Source organism: Eubacterium sp. 14-2 (genome assembly GCF_000403845.2).
Lineage (GTDB): Bacteria > Bacillota > Clostridia > Lachnospirales > Lachnospiraceae > Petralouisia.
The window spans coordinates 705,573-727,912 of record NZ_KE159568.1 but is presented as its reverse complement, the minus strand read 5'-3'; the positions used below and the strand labels follow the sequence as shown (position 1 = coordinate 727,912).

At 42.4% G+C, this 22,340-nt stretch carries 20 protein-coding genes; 14 read left to right on the top strand and 6 right to left on the bottom strand.

The window, feature by feature from the left end; genetic code table 11:
- Nucleotides 1–623: 623 nt before the first annotated feature.
- The 5 genes from C805_RS20375 (at nt 624) to C805_RS20355 (ending at nt 5,458) form a co-directional block, all read left to right on the top strand.
- Complete coding sequence (locus C805_RS20375) at nt 624–1,745, top strand: ISAs1 family transposase (RefSeq protein ID WP_016215889.1); 1,122 nt, start codon at nt 624–626, stop codon at nt 1,743–1,745.
- A 231-nt stretch (nt 1,746–1,976) separates the two neighbouring features.
- Complete coding sequence (locus tag C805_RS20370; protein WP_155957659.1) at nt 1,977–2,507, top strand: ATP-binding protein; 531 nt, start codon at nt 1,977–1,979, stop codon at nt 2,505–2,507.
- Nucleotide 2,508: 1 nt separating this feature from the next.
- Nucleotides 2,509–3,609, top strand: coding sequence for a GNAT family N-acetyltransferase (locus tag C805_RS20365; protein WP_016215887.1), 1,101 nt, complete (start codon nt 2,509–2,511; stop codon nt 3,607–3,609).
- Complete coding sequence (locus C805_RS20360) at nt 3,584–3,970, top strand: ASCH domain-containing protein (protein WP_016215886.1); 387 nt, start codon at nt 3,584–3,586, stop codon at nt 3,968–3,970. The genes C805_RS20365 and C805_RS20360 overlap by 26 nt, the downstream gene beginning before the upstream one ends.
- A 273-nt stretch (nt 3,971–4,243) precedes the next feature.
- Nucleotides 4,244–5,458, top strand: a complete 1,215-nt coding sequence (locus tag C805_RS20355; protein WP_016215885.1) for an IS256 family transposase — start codon at nt 4,244–4,246, stop codon at nt 5,456–5,458.
- 372 nt (nt 5,459–5,830) lie between these two features.
- Here the strand turns inward: C805_RS20355 and C805_RS20350 are convergent, their stop codons facing one another.
- On the bottom strand, nt 5,831–6,499 hold the full coding sequence (locus C805_RS20350; RefSeq protein WP_242832719.1) for an IS630 family transposase: 669 nt from the start codon (nt 6,497–6,499) through the stop codon (nt 5,831–5,833).
- Complete coding sequence (locus C805_RS20345) at nt 6,469–6,978, bottom strand: helix-turn-helix domain-containing protein (protein ID WP_016215883.1); 510 nt, start codon at nt 6,976–6,978, stop codon at nt 6,469–6,471. Before C805_RS20345 ends, C805_RS20350 begins: the two co-directional genes overlap by 31 nt.
- A 160-nt stretch (nt 6,979–7,138) precedes the next feature.
- On the opposite strand from C805_RS20345, the gene xerC reads away from it, so the two are divergent.
- The 4 genes from xerC (at nt 7,139) to C805_RS20325 (ending at nt 11,309) form a co-directional block, all read left to right on the top strand.
- Nucleotides 7,139–8,077 (top strand): site-specific integrase, encoded by a 939-nt coding sequence (gene xerC / locus C805_RS20340; protein ID WP_016215882.1) that lies wholly within the window; start codon nt 7,139–7,141, stop codon nt 8,075–8,077.
- A 117-nt stretch (nt 8,078–8,194) separates the two neighbouring features.
- Nucleotides 8,195–9,205 carry a hypothetical protein gene (locus C805_RS20335; protein WP_016215881.1) on the top strand — a complete coding sequence of 337 codons (1,011 nt, stop codon included), beginning with the start codon at nt 8,195–8,197 and terminating at the stop codon, nt 9,203–9,205.
- Nucleotides 9,199–10,665, top strand: coding sequence for a hypothetical protein (locus tag C805_RS20330; RefSeq protein ID WP_016215880.1), 1,467 nt, complete (start codon nt 9,199–9,201; stop codon nt 10,663–10,665). Before C805_RS20335 ends, C805_RS20330 begins: the two co-directional genes overlap by 7 nt.
- 182 nt (nt 10,666–10,847) lie before the next feature.
- The gene (locus tag C805_RS20325; protein ID WP_016215879.1) at nt 10,848–11,309 is read left to right on the top strand and encodes a low molecular weight protein-tyrosine-phosphatase; all 462 of its coding nucleotides are present in this window, start codon (nt 10,848–10,850) and stop codon (nt 11,307–11,309) included.
- Nucleotides 11,310–11,356: 47 nt separating this feature from the next.
- Here C805_RS20325 and C805_RS20320 read toward each other — a convergent pair whose 3' ends face one another.
- Nucleotides 11,357–11,860 carry a gamma carbonic anhydrase family protein gene (locus C805_RS20320; RefSeq protein ID WP_016215878.1) on the bottom strand — a complete coding sequence of 168 codons (504 nt, stop codon included), beginning with the start codon at nt 11,858–11,860 and terminating at the stop codon, nt 11,357–11,359.
- A 255-nt stretch (nt 11,861–12,115) separates the two neighbouring features.
- Here C805_RS20320 and C805_RS20315 point away from each other — a divergent pair, with 255 nt between their 5' ends.
- The 3 genes from C805_RS20315 (at nt 12,116) to C805_RS20305 (ending at nt 14,625) form a co-directional block, all read left to right on the top strand.
- Nucleotides 12,116–12,646 (top strand): RNA polymerase sigma factor, encoded by a 531-nt coding sequence (locus C805_RS20315; RefSeq protein ID WP_016215877.1) that lies wholly within the window; start codon nt 12,116–12,118, stop codon nt 12,644–12,646.
- The gene (locus tag C805_RS20310; RefSeq protein WP_016215876.1) at nt 12,636–13,814 is read left to right on the top strand and encodes a hypothetical protein; all 1,179 of its coding nucleotides are present in this window, start codon (nt 12,636–12,638) and stop codon (nt 13,812–13,814) included. The genes C805_RS20315 and C805_RS20310 overlap by 11 nt, the downstream gene beginning before the upstream one ends.
- Before the next feature lie 73 nt (nt 13,815–13,887).
- Nucleotides 13,888–14,625 (top strand): DUF6062 family protein, encoded by a 738-nt coding sequence (locus C805_RS20305; RefSeq protein WP_016215875.1) that lies wholly within the window; start codon nt 13,888–13,890, stop codon nt 14,623–14,625.
- Here C805_RS20305 and C805_RS20300 read toward each other — a convergent pair whose 3' ends face one another.
- The 3 genes from C805_RS20300 to C805_RS20290 form a co-directional block, all read right to left on the bottom strand.
- Nucleotides 14,626–15,198, bottom strand: coding sequence for a DUF305 domain-containing protein (locus C805_RS20300; RefSeq protein WP_016215874.1), 573 nt, complete (start codon nt 15,196–15,198; stop codon nt 14,626–14,628).
- Nucleotides 15,199–15,297: 99 nt separating this feature from the next.
- A complete protein-coding gene (gene pta, locus C805_RS20295) occupies nt 15,298–16,311 on the bottom strand; it encodes a phosphate acetyltransferase (RefSeq protein ID WP_016215873.1) in 1,014 nt (337 codons plus the stop codon).
- A gap of 277 nt (nt 16,312–16,588) precedes the next feature.
- On the bottom strand, nt 16,589–17,413 hold the full coding sequence (locus C805_RS20290) for an alpha/beta hydrolase family protein (RefSeq protein ID WP_016215872.1): 825 nt from the start codon (nt 17,411–17,413) through the stop codon (nt 16,589–16,591).
- Between the two features lie 272 nt (nt 17,414–17,685).
- On the opposite strand from C805_RS20290, the gene C805_RS20285 reads away from it, so the two are divergent.
- Nucleotides 17,686–21,717, top strand: a complete 4,032-nt coding sequence (locus tag C805_RS20285) for an efflux RND transporter permease subunit (RefSeq protein ID WP_016215871.1) — start codon at nt 17,686–17,688, stop codon at nt 21,715–21,717.
- 12 nt (nt 21,718–21,729) lie between these two features.
- Nucleotides 21,730–22,338 carry a TetR/AcrR family transcriptional regulator gene (locus C805_RS20280; RefSeq protein ID WP_016215870.1) on the top strand — a complete coding sequence of 203 codons (609 nt, stop codon included), beginning with the start codon at nt 21,730–21,732 and terminating at the stop codon, nt 22,336–22,338.
- Nucleotides 22,339–22,340: the final 2 nt, after the last annotated feature.

Genomic DNA, 22,340 nt, shown 5'->3' with positions numbered 1-22,340 from the left:
ACTTAGAAGTGATCGGAATTGAATCTCCGATTGCCCTCAGTAAAAATGATTATAAGAAATAAGCATCCAAACTTGGGCGGTAGGGATGCTTATTTCTTTTTATGATTGTCTATGTAAGACAGAGCCGCAAACAATACAAGTAATAATGTAAGAACTTCCATTATACTCATAGGGCATCACCCTCTTTCGTTAGACTGGAGGGCATCTATCGGAAAGTCGCATCCTACTTTCTTTTCAATTACACGAGTTCATTATAGCATATGGAAAACTGATACTCAATCAAAAGAACCTATGTACAGGTCAAAAAATTTATCCTTATCTGGTATCAATCAAGACTGAACTGAATATAAAATTGAGAAAGTGGCAGACAGATATACAGGATTTCTTTTTCCGGATAAGAATGGAATGCCACTCGTTGCCATGCATTGGGAACAGGGGCTTTCGGATAAGGACGATAAACCTTTGAAACAGAATATGTTCAAAGTGGATTGAAAACAGAATATAAAAGAAAACTGGTGGCACTCAGGCTTAGGGCCTGGGTGCCACGACAAACGCATGAGTAAATAAATTGTGAACATGCCTCTTTTCTGGTAAAATAAAAGAAAAGAAGAGGGGCGTTGTTTATGGAAGAATTATTAAATTGGATGGAATATATTGAAGATGTGTGTCAAAAAAAGAAAGTCCGGCATTTGCTAAAGGATATTCTTGTGATTGTTTTGTTTGCCACACTCGCAAATGCAGATGACTGGGCAGAGATTGCGCTGTTTGCTCAGGTGTATGAAGAGTATCTTAAAAAATATATCGAGTTAAAGAATGGCCCACCGTCTCATGATACGATACAGCGAGTAATGGGGATGATTTCGCCGGATATTCTCCAACAGCTTTATGGAAAATGGCAAGACCTGCTGAACAGGGAAGAAGGCGAAGCACTGAAAAAGATCATCTGTATAGATGGAAAAACAATGCGTTCTAACAAACAGGGAAAAGAGAAGCCGTCTCATATTGTAACCGCATGGAGACGTGAAGACGGTTTCAGCCTGGGACAGAAAGCAGTGAGTGAAAAGAGCAATGAGATTACAGCAATTCCGGAACTAACAGAAAGGTTACAGATAAAGGGACAGATCATTACGATAGATGCAATGGGAACGCAGACAGCGATCGTAGAAAAAATCCGGGGAAAAAGGGCAGATTATGTGTTGGCATTAAAAGGAAACCAGGGGAGCTTATATGAAGAAGTAAAAGAGTATTTTGCAGATGAAGAACTAACCAGAGAGATAGAAAAATCAGGAAATTATAAGAAAACGAAAGAAAAAGCCCACGGGCAGATAGAGACACGGGAATATTACCAGACAGAAGATATCCGATGGATGATACAGAAAAAGGATTGGAAAGGGCTGAAAAGCATAGCGATGGAAAGAAAAAGTATAGAAAAGAATGGGAGAAAGAAAACGGAATACCGCTATTTTATCAGCAGCCTAAAAGGAGACATAGAAACCATAAGCCGGGCAGTAAGAGGGCATTGGAGCATAGAGAGCATGCACTGGCATCTGGATGTAACATTTCGAGAAGACGCAAACGCAACACTGGATAAAATGTCAGCGCAGAATCTGAATATAATCAGGAAATGGAGCTTAAGCATATTAAAGCTGATGGAGCTTACAAAAAAGAAATTATCAATGAAGAAAAAAAGGTTTGTAATAAGTCTGTCACCAATCAAATATTTGGAGGAAGTACTGGACTTTTAAAAAATTACAGTTGGAAAAATTTGAATGGTAGAAACGTTCATGCGTTTGTCGTGGTTTAAAGAGAAGATGTTTGTCGTGGTTTAAAGAGAAGACATATTGAAAAACGGGGATAAATGTGATATAATCCAAACAAATGTACGAATGATATATAAGCTGTAGTTTGGATTTTGGCAAAGTGCTTTTTGAGCAAGATATTTGTGGCATAAGTAGTTGTTTAAGTTATATAAGGGGATGATAACAGTGATCTTTGTTAGTGGAATACATGGAGTGGGAAAGACTTATTTTTGTAACATAATGAAGAAAAGACTTAATGTTGAGAGTTATACAGCCAGTCAACTGATTGCATCTAGACGAAATGAAGGGTTTGCGGAAAATAAATTGGTTTCAAATATTGATGATAATCAGGATTTACTTGTGGCAGCGATTGAAGAATTGAGGGAGGAAGAAAAGGAATTTATTTTAGATGGACATTTTTGTTTGATTAATGAGTTTGGAGAAATTACAAGGATACCGTTAGATACATATATGCTTCTAAAACCGAATGTGATTATTCTTTTAACAGAGAAACCAGAGATTATAGCTGACAGAAGATTGCAAAGGGATAATGTTTGCCAAGATGTTTCAGAAATAACAGAGTTTCAGGAAAAGGAAAAATGTTATGCGAAAGAAATTGCCGAGAAACTTGATGTTTCATTAGTGGTATCACGAGGTATGAATGATATTGACAAAATTGTGGATTGTATAAAAAGGGGAGAATATTGATATGGCAGGGAAATTTATATTAAAGAAATTTGCGGAAATAAATCTCAATGATGCTTTTTTTGATTCTCTGAAAAATGATTATCCTGGCACAGAAAATAGTACCGGATTTGTTGATTGGTTTCAAAAGAAGTCCATAGATGGTGCAACGGCTCTTGTTTTTGAGGATGAGATAGGTGTTGGAGCTTTTGTTGTATTAAAAGATGAAGAGGAAAAAATTGAGTTATTGGATTCGATACTTCCAGAAAAAAAGCGTCTTAAAATAAGTACTTTTCGTATTGCCGAAAGATATCGCAGACAACGTATCGGTGAAGGGGCAATAGGTTTATTACTTTGGAAATGGCAACAAGATAATACAGAGGAAGTCTATGTAACAGTATTTGATAAGCACGAGACTTTAATTTCACAATTTGAACGTTTTGGCTTTCAAAAGAAAGGTGTAAATCTGAATGGTGAAAATGTTTTAATAAAAAGCCGGAAGCATATTGATTTTAATGATCCATATAAGTCATTTCCGTTTGTTAAAGATGGATTTGATTATGCTGGATATATAATTATTGACGATAATTATCATGATACAATGTTTGCGTATTCTGAACTTGCTAATATGGCGAGTTTACAAACTAAAGTAAGTAGTAGTGTAAGTAACGGACTGAGCAAAATTTATGTAGGGCAAGCGCCTAAATTGAATCACAAAATAGGTGAACCTATACTTGTTTATCGGCGTTACACGCAGGGGAATGGAAAACGATATCGTTCCTGTGTGACATCTTTTTGTATTGTGACAGATTTAATCCAAGCAAAGATTAATAATCGGTACTTGATGACTTTTGACGAATTGAAATTGCGAATTGGAAATAAATCGGTATTTAATGAAAACGAGTTACAAGAGCAGTATAATCGTTTTAGAAATATGACAATTGTTGAATTGTTGTATTATGGTTATTTTGGAGCTGGAAACAACGTAAATATGAATTGGCTGGATCAAAATGGTTTCTGGGCAGCAGAAGGTCAGTATCCGACAGAGGTGAAGCTAACTCCTGCACAGTTTAAAAGAGTTTTAACGGAGGGAAATATCAATGTGTCAAATGTTGTTATCAATTAATCCAGAGTATGTTGCGAGTATTCTCCAAGGAAAGAAATTATATGAATATCGAAAATTTCGTTGCAGAGATGATGTGGATAAAATTATTATATATGCTACCGCTCCGCAGAAACAGGTTGTGGGGGAGGCTGAAATCGCAGGCATAGTAGAAGATGATATATTAGCGGTATGGCATCAGACGAAAGAGTATTCAGGTATTACTTATAAGTTTTTTCGACAATATTATAAAGGAAAAAAGAGGGCAATAGCATATCAACTTAAGAATTTAGTTATTTATGATAAGCCCTTAACTTTGGAGGAAATAGGTGTTTCTTGTGCACCACAATCCTATCGGTATATTACAGCTATGACTCAAGGATAAAATTCGTTAATTGATGATGATTAGAAAATATTATTGGGATAAAGGATAGGCGAGGAGAAGTAGGTGATATAATTGGGACAAGGTTTGAAAACCCAGTAAAATCAACGGGTTTGCACTCTTTAGTCCCAATTTTATATCCGAAAAGGGAGAACGGAAGCAACGAATTTTAGGTCTATATCCGGTAGTGTAAAAAAGTTTGTGTCTTTGGTAAAAAGCAACTCCTTTTTGGTAAGAATCAAGATATGGAAATTCTTATCGAAAAGGAGTATTTATATGCCGGTAGCAAAGGAACAGATTCGACAGATTATTGCAGACAACAACTTAAACAGCGTGGCAGATGTTTACAGCCTGCTAAGGGACAGCTTCAAAGATATCCTTCAGGAGCTTATGGAGGCGGAACCGGATGCATCCCCTGGCTACGAAAAAAACCAGAAAGGTGATGCTCCCACATCCAACAAACGTAACGGACATTCTCCCAAAACCCTCAAGAGCCAGTATGGGGAATTCCAGATCGATGTCCCAGGAGACCGTGAGGGTGAATTTGAGCCAAAGCTCATCCCAAAATACCAGAGGGATATCTCCGGTATTGAAGAAAAAGTAATCTCCCTCTATGCAAGGGGTATGAGCACAAGGGATATCCATGACCAGATACAGGAACTTTATGGGATGGAACTGTCCGCAGAGATGGTCAGTAAGATCACGGACAGGATACGCCCAGAGGTCAAAGAGTGGCAGGCGCGGCCATTGAACCCCATCTATCCCTTTGTATTCATGGACTGTATCCATTATAAAGTCAGGGAAGACGGACGCATACTGAGCCGTGCCGCCTACATTGTGCTGGGGATCACCGCAGACGGCTATAAAGATATCCTGAGTATCACCGTAGGCGCCAATGAGACCAGCAGGTTCTGGCTGGGGATGTTAAATGACCTGAAAAACCGTGGCGTACAGGATGTGCTGTTCTTCTGTGTGGATGGGCTTGCAGGATTTAAGGAAGCAATAAGTGCAGTCTATCCGGATGCGCAGATCCAAAGGTGCGTCATCCACATGCTGCGGAATTCTTTCAAATATGTCAATTACAGCGACCTGAAAAAATTTTCTTCCGACTTCAAAGCAGTCTATAATGCCCCAAACGAAACGTCTGCGCTGTCAGAATTGGAAAAGATCAAAGAAAAATGGGGACGCAAATATCCCTATGCAGTCAGTAACCGGGAAAACAACTGGGAGGATGTCAGCTCCTTCTTCCAGTTCTCTGATGATATCCGGCGCATCATGTATACCACGAATATCATAGAGGGCCTTAACCGCCAGTACAGGAAAGTGACCAAGACAAAAAGTGTATTCCCAGGCGACAGTTCCTTAGAAAAAATGCTCTATCTTGCCAGTGGGAACGTAATAAAGAAGTGGACACAGCGGTACAGGAACTGGGACCAGGTGCTCAACCAGATGGTTGTCCTTTATGGAGACAGGCTTACCCAGTATTTGTAAAAAGGAAAAACCGGGACACCACATCTTATCAAAAAATGTCCCGGCCTTATTCCATCGGCATTAGCAGTATTGCCAGAAATACCCAGCCTTATTCCGGAGGCCGGGTGTGGGCAGCGCCCACATAACGTATTTCTGCTGCTAATGCCTGATTGGTATGCAGAAAAATCAAAATACATGTATAAACATAAGCAGACTGGCAATACTATTATCAAGGAAGAAATTCGACAACATAAAACCAATACGATTCGACAGCAAATGTCTACATATCTAATTCTTATCAAAAAAGATTTTTACCCATAGACACAGAATTTTTTACAGCCTCCTATATCCTAGTGTACTGACCTGTTGATATTTAGCATTACTACCACCTCATCAAGAGGCAGCAGTAAATACAGGGTATAAGGAACTGAGCTTTATTCTGGCATCAGTAGTCCGGAACTGCCAGCTGACCTTTGCCGCCACTGTATTCCGCTCCGTTTCCCATGCGGACAGTTCTTTGCGTAACAGTCCTGTTTCAGCGATGCGGCGGCTGAGACATTGCCTGGTCATTACATTAAGCTCTATTTCTGCAATGTCCGGCCAGCTCCCATGCTTTGGCGTATAATGTATCTCCAATTTTTTTATGATGCGTCTTGCTTCTTCAGGCGGATACCGTTTGTACAGGGAAGCTGCTTTATGTGTGTTCAGATTATCCATCACAAGGACGATCTTCTCGGCATCAGGGTACATGATGTCCACCAGATACCTGATTTCCTCTGCCCGGTCGACGGCTGTACGGTGTTCCCGGACACTCACATGGTGCATCCCTCCGAGCGGTTCCACGAAGGCAAAGATGCTGACCGTACCATTGCGGACATATTCCGAATCGGTTTTCCGGTCACTTCCGGGAATCATTGGCAAAGGCTCCCTGGACTCTCCCAAAAGCTGATATGGTTTTTCGTCCATACACACAACCGGATGATTTTCATCATAGGGGCGTTCGTAAACATCAGGGATATCCTCCATGCAGGCTATGAATTCCGGGTCTTCTTTTGACGGGATGCACCAGTAGTCGTTTTTGTGAGGTCGAAGTTTGTTTTTTTTAGGGCATTGCGGATTGCCTCCCTGCCCACAGGGGTTTCCGGAACCACTTTGGATTTTTCCTCAGGCAGACGGATTGTCCACCGGGAGTGCCCTTCTGGAACGGGGCCGCAGGCAAGTTCAATCAGCCGGGCCTCTGTACGCCCGTCAACCTTGCGCCTTGCATTATCTGAATTTATGTTCCTTTTAAATTCAGTAACTGCGTCAATGCCGCCATTGATGTATTTCGTCACAGTATTGGTGACGGTTGCCATACAGACACCATTGGACTTTGCGCTTTGTTCATGAGTTAAAACTTTTCCATGCGCCTCGTCCAGATCAAGAATAACCTGGCATCTGCTGCGGATAGTTTTTGAAGTTTCCTTCTTACGGATAACAGATTTCAACTTTCTAAATTCTTCTTCTGTGAGATGGATATTATACTTTTTAGGTCTTGCCATAGGAATCACCGCCGTTTCTTTTATTATATATCAAAACAGCTGTGGTTACCAGAATTATTTAATTAAATATCAACAGGTCAGTACACTAGTAGACAGATACCTTAAGACCAAAACCGGGGTAAGGCAAAGCACGAAACAGGGATATGTTACCGTCCAGAGATTGCTTGCAAAAGAAAAGTTCGGCAGTCAGAAAATACGGAGTGTAAAGACCTCCGATGCAAAAATATTTCTTATCAAACTGCAACAGGAAGATGGAAAGAGCTACAGTTCCATCCATACGATACGGGGAGTGCTCAGGCCAGCTTTCCAGATGGCGGTCGATGATGATGTTATTGTCAAGAACCCATTCGGATTCCAGCTTGCCGGAGTCGTTGTGAATGACTCCGTTACAAGGGAGGCAATCTCCAAAGAGCAGATGAGGAAATTTTTAAAGTTTGTGCATGATGATGTGGTGTACTGCAAATATTACGAAGTGGTCTATATCCTTTTCCACACGGGAATGCGGATTTCTGAATTCTGCGGCCTGACGCTTAAGGACATAGACCTTGAGAACAGGATTGTAAACATTGACCATCAGCTACAGAGGACTTCCGATATGAGGTACATCATTGAGACCACGAAAACTGATGCCGGAACGAGAAAGATTCCTATAACCGAGGATGTGGCACAGATGTTTCAAGCCATCATTGAGGATAGGGAGCCGCCGAAATTGGAGAAGGTGATTGATGGCTATACCGGATTTCTTTTCTACGATGATGACGGCAATCCTTTAGTGGCGATGCACTGGCAGCATCGATTCAACCATATGGTCGGCAGATACAATGATATTTACCGGGTGCAGATGCCGAACATCACGCCGCATGTCTGCCGCCACACTTATTGCTCCAATATGGCAAAATCGGGAATGAATCCTAAGACCCTGCAGTACCTTATGGGACATTCGGATATCAGCGTGACCATGAATGTGTATACGCATATCAGTTTTGATGATGCAGAGGAAGAATTAAAGAGGATGGAGGAATTTAGAAAGGCACAGGCAGAGATAGAGAGGAAAAATGATGCAAAAGCGGTATCGCAGAAAATGTTTAAGGTGGTTTGATTTAGAAAATTGGAGAGTTGAAATGCTTCGGTCATAAACGGAGCATTTTTTCTATGGAAAAATGAGGGAAATAACGATATAATATAAAAATGAGGAACAAGTGGGAGGAGAGATGAAATGCCAAGAAGTCGTAGAGCGGATGCAGTTGTATTTGCGTTTGATTTTCAAGTGAATTCGGCAATAGTTCTTTTTTTAGAAAATATAAAGGAAGTAGAAAAACTGCGTTTGGAAGGAAATTATGAGGATATAGAGTTAGAACTATCTTCTGGAGAAATGGTATTGGCACAGGCAAAGGCTGTAGAGAATGCAAGTGCTGATTTTACCAATGTACGCAAAAATTTGAAAAAGGCATTAATGACATTAGCGGAAGGAGGGGAAAAGGTTAATGTAAGAGAATTAATTATGATTACTAATTCACCTAATCCATTCAATGATGATAAGTCAAGAAGTGTGTTTTATGGGCATGCGCACAGGCAATACGAAACTTTGCCTCCTTCTGCTCGAAAGATAGTTGATGAGTACTTGGCAAAAATGGATAAGAAACTTGACACTAACAAATTGAAAATACAGGTTTTACCATTTGAAACAGATGATGAAGCAGAAAGATATAAAGTAATTATGGAAAATATTAATGCTTTTGTGGGAAACTTGAATACAAATATATCTGGAATTGGGCAAAAATTATTAGAAACATGGCATTGGCAAGTTTTTGATAATGGTGGTAAAAAAGATGCGGCTATTAAACTGAGTAAGAAAGATATCATCTGGCCTATACTTGTGAAAATAACAGAAATTGAACAATGCGAAGATTCTTTTTTAGAACAGTTTGATTCAGGTGTATATGAAGAGGTTGTAAATAGGTATGCCGAAATCATCAACTCGCATTGTGAACAATGTGAGTTTTTCATCAAAATTTTAAGTGACTATAACGGATTTACAACAAGTAAAAAACCAAGTGAGAAACTTAACGAGTTTATAGAATTACAATGGAAAGAGTATATGTCTGAATTTAGTGTGAATGGCATTGATGAGGAAATACAGGAAGCCGTTACTAAAATTATTATGCATAATATTATAAAAAGAAGATTTACTATAGACAGGATTAAAAGGGAGGTAAATCTGTGTTAATTAATTCAATATATATAAGAGATGGGCTATTTGAAAGGCATATTATATTTGAAGCGGGCGCAAATTTAATATTTAGTAAAAAGAATAGCTGTGGAAAAACAACATTGGTTAGATTAATGCTATATGCTTTAGGTTATTCGATACCAAGTACCAAAAAAATTAAATTTGAAAAGTGTTATACTAAAATAGAACTTGCTCTTGATACGGGAAAAAGAGTACTTTTAACAAGAGAAAATGGTTATGCTATTTCCTTAATGTGCGATGGTGAAGAGGAAATATATGCATTGCCAGAGCAATTATGTATATTGCATTCAAAATTGTTTTGTACAGATAATATAAATATTCTTAATAATGTGCTTGGTGCGTTTTACTTTGACCAAGAAAAAGGATGGACATTGCTAAATAGGGGAGTGGTTATTGGTAGCATACATTTTAATATTGATGAATTGATAAGAGGTATTTCTGGTAAGGACTGTTCCAAATTGATTGCAAGGCAGAAAAGAATAAGTTCTGATTTGTCAAAATATAGGCAAATGTTTAGTATTGCGCAGTATAGAGATAGTATTAGTGGAGATAGTTTAACTGCCGACACCTATCAGGAAACAAAGAATATCGAACTTGAACAATTGAGGATGAAACAGTATTCAATTGAACGTGAAATTCGTAGAATTAATCAGAGTATTACAGGGAATCGAAAATTTCAAGAATTTGTTGCAGGTATGAAGTTGTTAATTAAGACAGAAGATGGTCAATGTATTACTGTGACTAAGGATAACATTGTGGGTCTAAATGATTCTATTGATTTACTGATAGCCAAGAAAAAAATGTTATCATATGAATTGTCTGAAATAGTTTCAAAAATTGATAAAATTTTGAGGGAACAAGAAAAAGAAGATGGGCAGCTTTCCTTTTATGAGTCAGAATCCTTAGCAGAAGCATTTGATAAAAAAATAATATCTATACCTATGAATCAAGTTGCAATAAAAAATGAAATTAGTAAATTAGAGAAAGAACAGAAGCAAGTACAAGAAGAAATCACAAAAATATCCAGAAGTGATAATGATGTTGTTTCTTCAATGTATAAAACAATTGTTAAATATGCTACGGAATTGGGAATTGGCGATTCAGAAAGTATTACCAAGAAATATTTGTTTACATCTAATTTGAAGGAGTTAACAGGTGCAGTACTTCATAAAACCGTATTTGCATTTAAAATGGGATATATTTTAGAACTTGAAAAGCACTTAAAAATTAAGTTGCCAATAATTCTTGATTCTCCAAGTGGAAAAGAAGTAGATCAAGAAAATATTGAACTTATGATGAATATTTTGAAACGAGATTTTAAAGAAAACCAGATAATTATAGCTTCTATTCATGATTATTCATTTCCTAAAATTCATAAAGTGGAGTTGGTAGACAGACTACTTAATCAGCTAGTGGCGGTGGAAAGTGCTGATTGAGTTGGGAATCCTTAGTAGTAAGAATATTCTTTTTACTACTAATTTTACTACTAACAGGTAGCAACAACTTACTAAAATATGCTCTGATATGCAACATTTGTTCGTTTCAGAGCAAGGCATAAGATATCCGGGAATCCTAGCAAAACAGGGCATTCTTGGGCAAAACAAGGAGTTTGAAAACAATGATAAAGATTTTATTCATCTGCCACGGCAACATCTGCCGCTCCCCAATGGCAGAATTTGTTTTAAAAGACATGGTAACAAAGCAGGGCATTGCCGATGAATTTTATATCGCCAGCGCCGCCACCAGCATGGAAGAAATCGGCAATCCGGTCCACCATGGAACCAGAAGCCGGCTGGCTCAGGAGGGCATTTCCACAGCAGGAAAATATGCAGTCCGCATGGAACGCAGCGACTACCGGAAATACGATTACATCATCGGGATGGACAGATGGAATTATAAAAATATGCTCCGAATCACTGGAAATGATAAGGAGCATAAGCTCAGCCTTCTGCTGGATTATACAGACCACCCTGGAGATGTGGCAGACCCCTGGTATACAGGAGATTTTGAGCAGACCTATAAGGACGTGGCGGCAGGCTGCAAAGGGCTGCTGGATAAAATCCTTGCCGAGCACGGATAATTGCAGATTTGAAACTGATCCGGCCTGCAGCTATGCATGACAGCAGATTACAGAGACTGTTCGGCATAAGCCGCAGCTTCCTCCACATAATAAGCGGCATTATGCCGGATATTTTCCTTTTCTTCATCTGTAACCGGGCGTATGATTTTACCGGGGTTGCCGATGACCAGAGAATTGTCGGGAATTACGGTATTCTGGGTAATCAGCGTCCCGGCTCCGATGATACAGTTTTCCCCAATCACAGCATGATTCATAATGATGGCACCCATACCGATTAAAGCATTACTGTGGATGGTGCACCCGTGAATGATGGCTCCATGGCCGATGGTAACCTGGTTTCCAATCCGGATATCAGCCCCGTGGTCCACATGGAGCACACAGTTATCCTGAATATTGGTGTCATTTCCAATGACCGCGGAACCGGCTTCCGCCCGCACAACTGTGTGGAACCAGACACTGGAGTTATCTCCCAGTGTTACATCTCCCCGGACAATGGCGCCGGGAGCAATATAGACATTCTTTCCCAGAACGGGAGTTTTAATGGTATGCATTGTGTACGATCCTTTCTCATTCATTGGAATCTGAATAGTTCTCATTTTCAAAATCCCAGTCAACAGTATATAATATATCCGCAAAAAAGTAAATTTTGTATTTTAATCTGCAGGAAAATATTGTCTGCATCCCGTAAATGAAAGGGAACGGTCTGATGATAAGTCAGGCCCGTGAACCGGAAGAAGAGTTATTACAATGTATCAGTGAAGGGCACATGAAAACACCCCGGAAAGACGTCTGAAAGGTTGAGTAACATGAATAACATGCAGTTGGAACAATGTATCCGCGAATATGGAAAAAATGTCTACGCATTTTGCAGCCAGCTTACCGGAAACAAACAGGAGGCAGAAGAACTTTATCAGGATACATTTCTGAAAGCGGTGGAGCTGAAAGAAAAGATGGACCGGGAGAGAAATCCCGGAAGCTACCTGATTTCCATAGCGCTGCGCATCTGGAAAAATAAAAAGCGGAAATATGCCTGGCGGAACCGGATTGCCGGAACAGAAGTATTTACAGAAGAAATGGCAGGCGGGGAGTCTGGCAGGCAGGAGGATTCCACAGAAGAAACTTTTTTCCGTAAGGAGCAGCAGAGACAGGTAAGGGAAGCAGTGGCAAAACTGGAGGAGAAATACCGTATTCCGGTTTACCTGTATTATTCCCAGCAGTTTACCACGGAGCAGATTGGAAAAGTTCTGAAACTGCCCCAGGGAACAGTAAAAAGCAGACTGTATAAAGCGAGAAAGCTGTTAAAAAAGGAGTTGGAGGTTATTTTGGATGAAAGATGACAGAAATCTGGAAAAGTTGTTGCGACAGGCCCTTTCTCCGGAAGAAGAACCGGATTACTGGTTAAATCAGAACATTTTAAGAAAAGCAGAGGAGGCAGAATCTATGAACAGAACATATAAGAAAAAAATGCCGGCAGCAGCAATATTGACAGCAGCAGTCCTTTTTGCCGGCTCTCTGACAGCAGCGGCAGCCTGGAAGTATCTGACGCCGGACGAAGTGGCAGAGACAGTGGAAGACCAGGGACTTGCGGCAGCATTTCAGAGCGAGGATGCTGTTTATCTTAACGAATCCCAGGAATGCGGAGCTTACCGTATTACCCTTCTGGGGGTGGTTTCCGGAAAAAATCTGAGTCAGTATGTAACTTCAGATGATACAGGAATCCGGGAGGATCGTACCTATGTGGTCACTGCCATAGAGAATGCGGACGGTTCTCCCAGGCCGGATGTGAGTGATGAGCATTACGGAGAAGATCCGTTTTTTGTATCTCCCCTGATTAAAGGCCAGAATCCATCCATATTTAATGCCATAACCATGGTGGGCGGGTATACGGAGTATGTGCAGGACGGCATCCAGTATCGTATTACCGAGACAGACAATGTGGAGATGTTCGCAGACCGGACCTTATATCTTGCGGTAAGCAGCGGAAGCCTGTATGACAGCAATGCTTATCAGTTTGATGAAGCTACAGGAGAAATTACCAGGACAGAGAATTATGAAGGAGTAAACGCGCTGTTTCATCTGCCTCTGGATGAAAAAAAGGCGGATCAGGAAAAAGCAGATGCATACATCAGAGAGCTGGAGCAGGAACTGGAAGGAGGGGACTCTGAAGACTCTCAGCAGGAAGAAAATACGGACGTAATCGGGAAGATAGAAGAAAAAATCGGAACATGGACAGAAGAAGAACTGAATCAGCATGGAACTTTGCTGGAGCATCTTACCCGGATCATGACTCCGGATGAAAACGGGTGGATTGAATATTCCTATGAAAATGAGGATGGAAGCGGAACTTCTGCGGAAATTCAGGTGGACAGCTTATTCGAAAAGGGCCAGACCGGCATGTCAGAAACCATGCATATCACAGGCGGGGAAAATGGCCCCGTATATGTTGAGACCTTTACAAAAAATGAGGATGGAACCGTTACATTGAAGGTTTATCAGGTAAATTGATACCTGCTTGACAGTTTATGAAATTTCTGTGTATGATGGGTAAAAGAAAACCCAATGAAAAGAGGAATATGCCATGAAAGAGAAGCTCCATACCATACCGGTTCAGGACGCCTTTGGGCAGGACTGCGAATGCCCCATCTGCGTTATGTATCAGAAACTGGAGGAAAATGCCATTAATTATACCATAGGAGCAGGAGCCAGTTATATGGAGGAGGATATTCGGGCTCAGACCGATGACCAGGGGTTTTGCCAAAAACATTTACAGGATTTATATGTATATCCCAATAAGATTGGTCTGGCCCTGATACTGAAAACCCATATGGATAAAACCATAAAAGATCTGGAGAAGGCAGCGAAAGCCCCGCTGCCTTCTCCAAACTCCATGTTCAGGAAAAATGCGAAAACTTCTTCACCGGTTATTGATTATATAGAAGCTCAGGAACAGAAATGTTTTGTATGCGGATATATAAATCAGAGCTTTGAAAGTTATCTGAGAACTATTTTTTATCTTTATGAAAAGGAAGAAGACTTTCGGAAGCAGTTTGAAGAATCAAAAGGATTTTGTACCGGACACTATAAAATGCTGTTTGGCCTGGCGCCTGAGTATCTGAATAAAAAATATCTGGAACCGTTTTTAAGAACCCTGAACGGTCTTTTTCTTGAACATTTTAAGCGGGTGCGGGATGACGTGGAATGGTTTATCTGCAAAAATGATTATCGTTACAGAGAAGAACCCTGGAAAAATGCAAAGGATGCATTACCCAGGGCATTGATAAAGACAGGAAGTGTTTCTGTGCCCCGCATGGAGTAATTATGCACATCCGGGCTGGCGCAGAAGCTGCTGCATCTGTCTGATCCCTTTCTGCTGAGAACTGATAATATCATTCAGCACAGGTTTTAACTGAGGGCAGATGTCGTACTGCAGCGTGGTTTTGGACATTTCAACAGCGCCCATGTGATGGGGAATCATTTCGCGGATGAAATTTACATTAAGCTGGTTGGTGTCCGGGGCGCAGGACATTTTGGAGAACATGTTCTGCATAATCTGATCCATTCTGCGCTGGTACAAACATAAATCCTGGCTGCAGTTTTTGCGCATACCGCAGGAACACTGAATTTCCTGCATGGTTTCGATGGATCTGGTCTGTTCTTCAATGATACCGCAGGCAATGTTCTGCAGAGGGATGAAAGTGGTATACTGCAGAAGATTCTGAGACATTTCTATGGCCGCCTGGTGGTGGGGGATCATCTGTGCAATAAAGTTCCATGAAATACTGTTGTTCAGTTCTGCTTCAGTCATTTTGCAGATCATTTCGTCTGAAATGCAGTGAAAGGTGTTCAGATAATTTTTGGCTACATTGCTTAATTTGCATGATGTATGCATGGTAATGCTCCTTGTAAATCTGTCAGTTGCTTTATTATATGCAAAAAAAGCCTGCTGTTTCAGAAGAATCAGCAGGTTTTTTCGTTATCAACAGCGCTTTTACCGCGGTGCCACTTCATCCACCAGTGCGGCGGTGATAATCGCCATGGAATATACTTCGTCTGCGGTACATCCTCTGGACAAATCGTTGATAGGAGATTTCAGTCCCAGCAGGATTGGGCCGTAGGCTTCAAAGTTACCCATACGCTGTGCAATTTTGTAACCGATGTTGCCGGCATTGATATCCGGGAAAATAAATACGTTTGCATGGCCTGCAATTTCATCATTCGGGCATTTGGTACGGGCCACGCGGGGGGAAACAGCGGCGTCGAACTGTATTTCTCCGGAAATTGGAAGTTCCGGCCGTCTGGCTTTTGTCTTAAGGGCTGCGTTACGCATTTTATCCACGTCTTCTCCCTTTCCGGAACCCAGAGTGGAGTAACTCAGGAAAGCAATTTTCGGATCAATACCAAAGAGCTGGCCGCAGTCTGCGGCGCCGATGGCGATGTCTACCAGTTCGTCTTCTGTGGGTCTGATGTTGATGGAGCAGTCAGCCATGGCCAGCACTTCATTTTCACCGGTTGCGGAAGGACGTACTAAAATAAAACAGGAAGATACGATGTTATGTCCGGGTCTGGTTTTGATTAACTGAAGGGCGGGACGAACTGTGTCGGCAGTGGTATAGGTTGCCCCTCCCAGCAGACAGTCAGCATACCCCATTTTTACCAGCATGGTTCCAAAATAATTACCCTGTTTCAGGATTTTGAGAGCTTCTTCCATCTGCAGGTTTTTGCTTTTTCTCAGTTCACACAGGGTTTCTGCCATTTCATTCATACTCTCAAAGGTTTCCGGATCAATGATTTCAGCTCCGCGGATGTTGTATCCGAATTCTTCTGCGGCATCTTCCACTTCCTGCTTGTTGCCTACCAGCAGGGGAGTCAGGAAATAAGAAGCAAGCAGACGGGAAGCTGCTTCCAGAATACGGGGGTCGCTGCCCTCTGTAAATACGATTCTTTTTGGACTTTTTTTCAGTTTGCCGATCATTGTGCCGAAACCTTGCATATTTTTGCCCATAGCATAAATCCTCCTTAAAATTTTTCAAAATCTTTCTGATTACTAATGTAACATGTTTTTTTTTTTTTTCAACTGCTTTATGTGTACAAAAATAAAAACAGAATGGAAAATTATGTATTTTTTTCAGAACAGCAGGGCAATGGTATGAAATAGCATTTCCGAAAATCCGGTTTTTATACTGAAACAGCAGGTTGTTTGCGGGAATATGGCAGAAACCACAGAATTTTTCAAAAATTCTGTGGTTTCTGTATGTTTTATATATTTATTATTTATTGGCTCAGCTCCAGGGGCTTAAATCTATAACGGGCAGATCTTTAAAAAACGGGATAATGTAAGCTCCATATCCTTTTACCTGCTCAGAAAATGTAATTGTGGCATTGCCGCCCTTAAAGCCCAGTACGTCGTAATCGCCCCAGACGTCTTCCCGCAGATAACTCTTCATATGAGCAGCGGCAAAATCGTCGCCATAACCGCCGTCTTCCTGCTCCAGTCCCAGTATCTGCTGAACCGGACGGTTAATGGAATTAATGCTCATGTAAGGAACAATGTCTGCCTTGTCGCCCAGGCGGCGCAGAGTGCCTTCCCGTTCGTCCGGTGTGATTAACGGGGAACCGAAGGAAATTACATTCATAATATTATATCTTAATTTTAACCTGAGATTTCCGGATACCTGCTGCGCTTCCATACCGCCGAGGCTGTGGCCGGTGATAATCAGGTTGGAACCAATCGGAACATTGTCGCAGATAACATTGACAATTTCCCGCAGATATACATTGTCTTTTTCAAATCCGCACCGAAGATCTGTGATAATGTTGGTAGGCTGGTTGAAAATCAGTTCCGTTCCGGAAATACCCACCAGATATACCGGTGTGGTCCGGTTGTTGTTGTGAAGTTCTGCCTTTACAATGTGGATAGGCCCGTTAAAATCCGGGTTTACTGCGGTAGAACAGTGATAGTAGCCGGCATAGATGTAACCTGCCATGTCACATGCGTTGGTGAATTTGATTTCTTTTGCTTCCGGGGAAGCCGCCCGCACAGTGAGCGTCGGCATCAGCGCCAGAATCATTGTGAAACATACCAGTTTCTGCATCAGTTTTTTCATGTTTTCTCCTCCTCATGAATCGTATACCCTCTGTGGCTTCTTTTCATCTGTGAAAAGCACGCCTGCAATTATTTACAGGAAAATAATACAAAAGGAATCTTTCAGAATCAATAGACAATGAAGATGGATTGTCTAAAAAAAGCATTTGTTCTTGTGCAGAAGAGCTGACGCAAATTTAATACTTTTTTTATTGAATTTTGTAAGACTTATGATTATAATTAACATGAAACTGACTGGTCGGTCGGAAAATGACAGGATGGGAGGACAAACATATGTTTTCAAGGTTCAGTGTGAAAAAACCTTATACTGTAATTGTGGGGATTGTGCTGGTTATCATTCTGGGAGTGGTATCCTTAAGCAAAATGAGTACGGATCTGCTGCCCAGCATCAACCTTCCCTATGCGATTGTGATTACTACATATCCGGGAGCCAGCCCGGAACAGGTGGAGAGCGCGGTGACTCAGCCCATAGAAGCGGCGATGGCCAGCACCTCCAATATTAAGAATATCAGTTCAAATTCTGCCAACAACATGTCCATGGTTGTTCTGGAATTTGAGCAGACAGCCAATATGGATTCCATTACCGTGGAAATGCGGGAGAGTCTGGATCAGATTAGCGGATACTGGCCGGAGACGGTGGGCAATCCCATTATTATGAAGCTGAATCCCGACATGATGCCCATTATGATTGCGGCCATGGAAGTGGAAGGCATGGACAGCCTTGCGATCAGCGATTATACGGAGAAAGAACTGATACCGGAACTGGAGAGTGTGGAAGGTGTGGCTTCCGTGACCGGAACGGGACTGATTCAGGAATCCGTCCAGGTTACGTTAAGCCAGAAAAAGATTGATGCTGTCAATGAGAAAATCACTGCCTCGCTGGATGCGAAATTTTCCGATGCGGAAGAAAAGATGGATTCGGCAGAGGATGAAATCAGCAGCGGGAAAAATAAACTGAGCAGCGGGCAGGCCGAGATGGCAGGTCAGCTCAGTGATGCCCAGAACCAGTTAAATGATAAGAAAATCGAGCTGTTCCAGACAGAAGCAGATTTGAACACGAAGCTGGCGGAACTGCGGGAGACAAAATCTGATACGGAAAAGGGCATAAAGTCTTTAAAAGAGCTGCAAAAGCAGGTAAATTCTCTGATAGAAGGTAAGAAAAAGCTCACAGAGGGACTGGAAGAACTGCAGAAACAGAAGGAAACACTTGAAACACAGCAGGGACAGCTGCAGTCCGGTCTGGAACAGGCGCAGGCAGGCCTGGCTCAGATACAGCAGGCTCTGGAACAGGCGCAGGCAGCCCAGATGCAGGAACAGGTGCAGCAACTTCAGGCGCAGGCAGCCCAGTTACAGGAACAGATTGACCAGCTCCAGGCTCAGCAGGAGCAGTTACAGGCAGGCCTTGGCCAGCTTCAGGCTCAGCAGGAGCAGTTACAGGAACAGCTTGCTCAGGTGGAAAGCGGCCTTTCGGCCATTAAATCAGAACTGGCTTCCCAGGAGGGCAGTACCTTAAAAGAAAATGCTTCTGATAAACAGCTGGTATCTTATATATCTGAGACCATCACCCAGGCGGAGCAGGGGCTGATTCAGATCAACGGCGGAATTGCAGCTATTGAGACAGGGCTTCAGAGTGTGGCCGAAGGAAAAACCACCATTAACGATACACTGGCTACGCTGAATCAGAGCCAGATTACAGGTTCCGTGGAAATGGGAAGTGCTTCTGCGCAGCTTGCCAGCGGTGAGGAAAAGCTGAAAGAATCCAAAGAGTCCTTTGAGGAAACAAAAAAGGAAGCCTATGATTCTGCAAACCTGAACAATATTCTGACCATGGAAACATTGACGGGGATTCTGACGGCCCAGAATTTTTCCATGCCGGCCGGTTATATTACCGATGAGGGAGAGCGTTACATGGTGCGTGTGGGAGACGCGGTGGACAGCGTGGACGCCCTGAAGGACATGGTGCTCATGGACCTGGGCATGGACGGTGTGGATGTGATCCACATGTCAGACGTGGCCGACATTGCGGTGGTGGATAATTCTGCCGATTCCTATGCCAGATTAAACGGAAGGCCCAGCGTTATGCTTTCCGTGGAAAAACAGACCGGATACTCCACCGGAGATGTGACAAAACGGATTTATGATAAATTTGAAAGCATGAAGAAAAATAATGAAAATCTGGAAGTATCTGTGCTGATGGACCAGGGGATTTACATTGACATGATTGTGGATTCCGTATTGAACAACATGATTTTCGGTGCAGGTCTTGCCATTCTGATTCTGCTGCTGTTTCTGAAGGATATCAGGCCCACGCTGGTTATTGCGGTATCCATACCGATTTCCGTGGTGTTTGCGGTGGTGCTCATGTATTTCAGCGGCGTTACCCTGAATTTGATTTCTCTGTCGGGACTGGCGCTGGGCATTGGTATGCTGGTGGATAATTCCATTGTGGTGATTGAAAATATTTACCGTATGAGAAATGAGGGACTGTCTGCCCGAAAGGCAGCGGTGGAAGGAGCAAAACAGGTGAGCGGCGCCATTACCGCTTCCACTCTGACAACGGTGTGTGTGTTTGCGCCCATTGTATTTACGGAAGGAATCACAAGGCAGCTTTTTGTGGACATGGGGCTCACCATTGCCTATTCCCTGCTGGCCAGCCTGATTATTGCGCTTACCTTTGTACCCATGATGGGAGCAAAAATGCTGAAAAAGACAAAGGAGACAACACATCCCTGGTTTGAGCGGTTCCAGGAAGTATATGGCGTCCTGCTGGAAAAAATGCTCCGTCTGAAACTGCTGGTTCTGCTGGGGATGGTGGCTTTGCTGGTAATCAGCGCCAGAGCAGCGGCTTCAAAAGGAACTGCATTTATGCCGGATATGGAAAGCACTCAGATGTCGGTATCCGTTACGCCGCCGGAAGGGGCAGATTTTGAAAAGGCATGTAAACTTGCCGATGATGTAACGGAACAGATTCAGACCATTGAAGATGTGGAATCCATAGGCGCCATGGCAGGAGGCGGCGGAATTGCTTCCAGCATGATGGGAGGCAGTGGAAACAGCAATACTGTGACGCTCTATATCATTTTAAAAGAGGACAAAAAACTGACCAACGATGAAATTGCAAAACAGATTACAGAGATGACTCAGGATATGGACGGGGAAATCAGCATCAGCAGTTCCAATATGGATATGGGAGCCCTGGCCGGAACCGGACTGTCACTGCAGATTAAAGGCCGGGATCTGGATAAACTGCAGAAAATTGCCAAAGATGTATCTGAGATTGTGTCAGAAGTAGAAGGAACGGTGGATGTATCAGACGGCGGGGAGGAGTCGGAAAAGGAACTGCGGATTACTGTAAATAAGGAAAAAGCCGCAAAGTACGGTATGACAGTGGCTCAGGTTTATCAGCTGATCCAGGAACATATGGAAACGGAAACTTCTGATGCGACAATCTCCACAGATATTAAAGATTATGACGTGTTCCTGAAGAGTGTGGAGCAGAGTGACGCTTCCAGAGAATCTCTGAAACAGATTACCTTTACTTATACGGATAAAGAGAATGGGGAAAAATCTGAGATTTCCCTTTCTGAAGTGGCGGAATTTGAGGAAATGGAAAGTATGGCGTCCATCAGCCGTGACGGACAGGAGCGGTATGTAACGGTAAACGCCGGAATCGGAGAAGGTTACAATGTGGGACTGGTGGGAGAAGAAGTGAACAGGGCCATTGCGGATTATAAACTGCCGGAAGGATATTCCATGAAAATGACCGGAGAAGATGAGAGCATCAATGAAGCCATGGAACAGCTGATGCTGATGCTGGTGTTGGCCATTGCATTTATCTATTTGATTATGGTGGCACAGTTCCAGTCTCTGAAAGCGCCCTTTATCATCCTGTTTACCATACCTCTTGCCCTGACCGGCGGATTTCTTGCCCTGTTTTTTACCGGCAGTGAAATCAGTATAATTTCCATGATTGGGTTTATTATGCTGGTAGGAATTATTGTAAATAATGGTATTGTTATGGTAGAATATATCAATCAGCTTCGAAAAGAGGGAACAGAGAAGCGGGAGGCCATTATAACTGCCGGAAAGACCCGTCTGCGGCCCATTCTGATGACAGCCATGACCACTATACTGGCCATGTCTACCACTGCTTTTGGAAATGATATGGGTTCCGATATGTCCAGGCCCATGGCGGTGGTGACCATCGGAGGGATGATTTATGGAACGGTAATGACGCTGGTGGTAGTGCCCTGCATCTATGATTTGTTCTACAGCAGGAAAAGTATGGTAGAGGAAGAAATATAGAGGAAGAGTATCATGGAAGAAGAAAAACTGTATCCGCCAAAGGTAAAGGCAATGTACGAAGCGGTGCTGGACCTGTTTGCTTCCGGGCGGGAGCTGAGTACCTTAAAGGTATCAGAAATCACAGCGAAAGCCGGAATCGGAAAAGGTACCGCTTACGAATACTTTGCTACAAAGGAGGAGATGATTGTAGGCGCCATTCAGTATGAGGCGGAAAAACATGTTGCTGTTATCATGGAATTAATTGAAAATGGGCAGAGCTTCCAGGAAATTATTTTTCAGGGGATGGATATGCTGGAGGCGACCCACAGGAAATATGGCGGGTTTGCCCTGCTGGAAAGAATTTTAAGGGATGATACCATAAGCGGCAGCGGTATTATGAAGGAGCTGGTGAAGCGAAAGGAAGACTGCGGCGCAGCCATGGACATGACCGGGAAAATGCTGGAACTGGCCGCGGACAAAGGGCTTGTGCGGGAACGGGACGGGTTCCGGGTATGGAGCGCCATTCTTTCCCAGTTTGTGTCCTATGCTTTTTATCTGACCCATGAGGAACTGTTTGCGGATGTGGACCGTGAGAAGGCCAGGAACTTTGTCTATGACAGTATTATAAAAATATTGGTCTGAAA

Coding starts and splice junctions, on each gene's coding strand:
- C805_RS20365 (WP_016215887.1), top strand. CDS start 2,509: ATGGCAGGGAAATTTATATTAAAGAAATTTGCGGAAATAAATCTCAAT.
- C805_RS20370 (WP_155957659.1), top strand. CDS start 1,977: ATGATAACAGTGATCTTTGTTAGTGGAATACATGGAGTGGGAAAGACT.
- C805_RS20375 (WP_016215889.1), top strand. CDS start 624: ATGGAAGAATTATTAAATTGGATGGAATATATTGAAGATGTGTGTCAA.
- C805_RS20305 (WP_016215875.1), top strand. CDS start 13,888: ATGAAAGAGAAGCTCCATACCATACCGGTTCAGGACGCCTTTGGGCAG.
- C805_RS20320 (WP_016215878.1), bottom strand. CDS start 11,860: ATGCATACCATTAAAACTCCCGTTCTGGGAAAGAATGTCTATATTGCT.
- C805_RS20345 (WP_016215883.1), bottom strand. CDS start 6,978: ATGGCAAGACCTAAAAAGTATAATATCCATCTCACAGAAGAAGAATTT.
- C805_RS20300 (WP_016215874.1), bottom strand. CDS start 15,198: ATGCATACATCATGCAAATTAAGCAATGTAGCCAAAAATTATCTGAAC.
- C805_RS20360 (WP_016215886.1), top strand. CDS start 3,584: ATGTGTCAAATGTTGTTATCAATTAATCCAGAGTATGTTGCGAGTATT.
- C805_RS20285 (WP_016215871.1), top strand. CDS start 17,686: ATGTTTTCAAGGTTCAGTGTGAAAAAACCTTATACTGTAATTGTGGGG.
- C805_RS20335 (WP_016215881.1), top strand. CDS start 8,195: ATGCCAAGAAGTCGTAGAGCGGATGCAGTTGTATTTGCGTTTGATTTT.
- C805_RS20355 (WP_016215885.1), top strand. CDS start 4,244: ATGCCGGTAGCAAAGGAACAGATTCGACAGATTATTGCAGACAACAAC.
- C805_RS20280 (WP_016215870.1), top strand. CDS start 21,730: ATGGAAGAAGAAAAACTGTATCCGCCAAAGGTAAAGGCAATGTACGAA.
- C805_RS20310 (WP_016215876.1), top strand. CDS start 12,636: ATGAAAGATGACAGAAATCTGGAAAAGTTGTTGCGACAGGCCCTTTCT.
- C805_RS20290 (WP_016215872.1), bottom strand. CDS start 17,413: ATGAAAAAACTGATGCAGAAACTGGTATGTTTCACAATGATTCTGGCG.
- pta (WP_016215873.1), bottom strand. CDS start 16,311: ATGGGCAAAAATATGCAAGGTTTCGGCACAATGATCGGCAAACTGAAA.
- C805_RS20315 (WP_016215877.1), top strand. CDS start 12,116: ATGAATAACATGCAGTTGGAACAATGTATCCGCGAATATGGAAAAAAT.
- C805_RS20325 (WP_016215879.1), top strand. CDS start 10,848: ATGATAAAGATTTTATTCATCTGCCACGGCAACATCTGCCGCTCCCCA.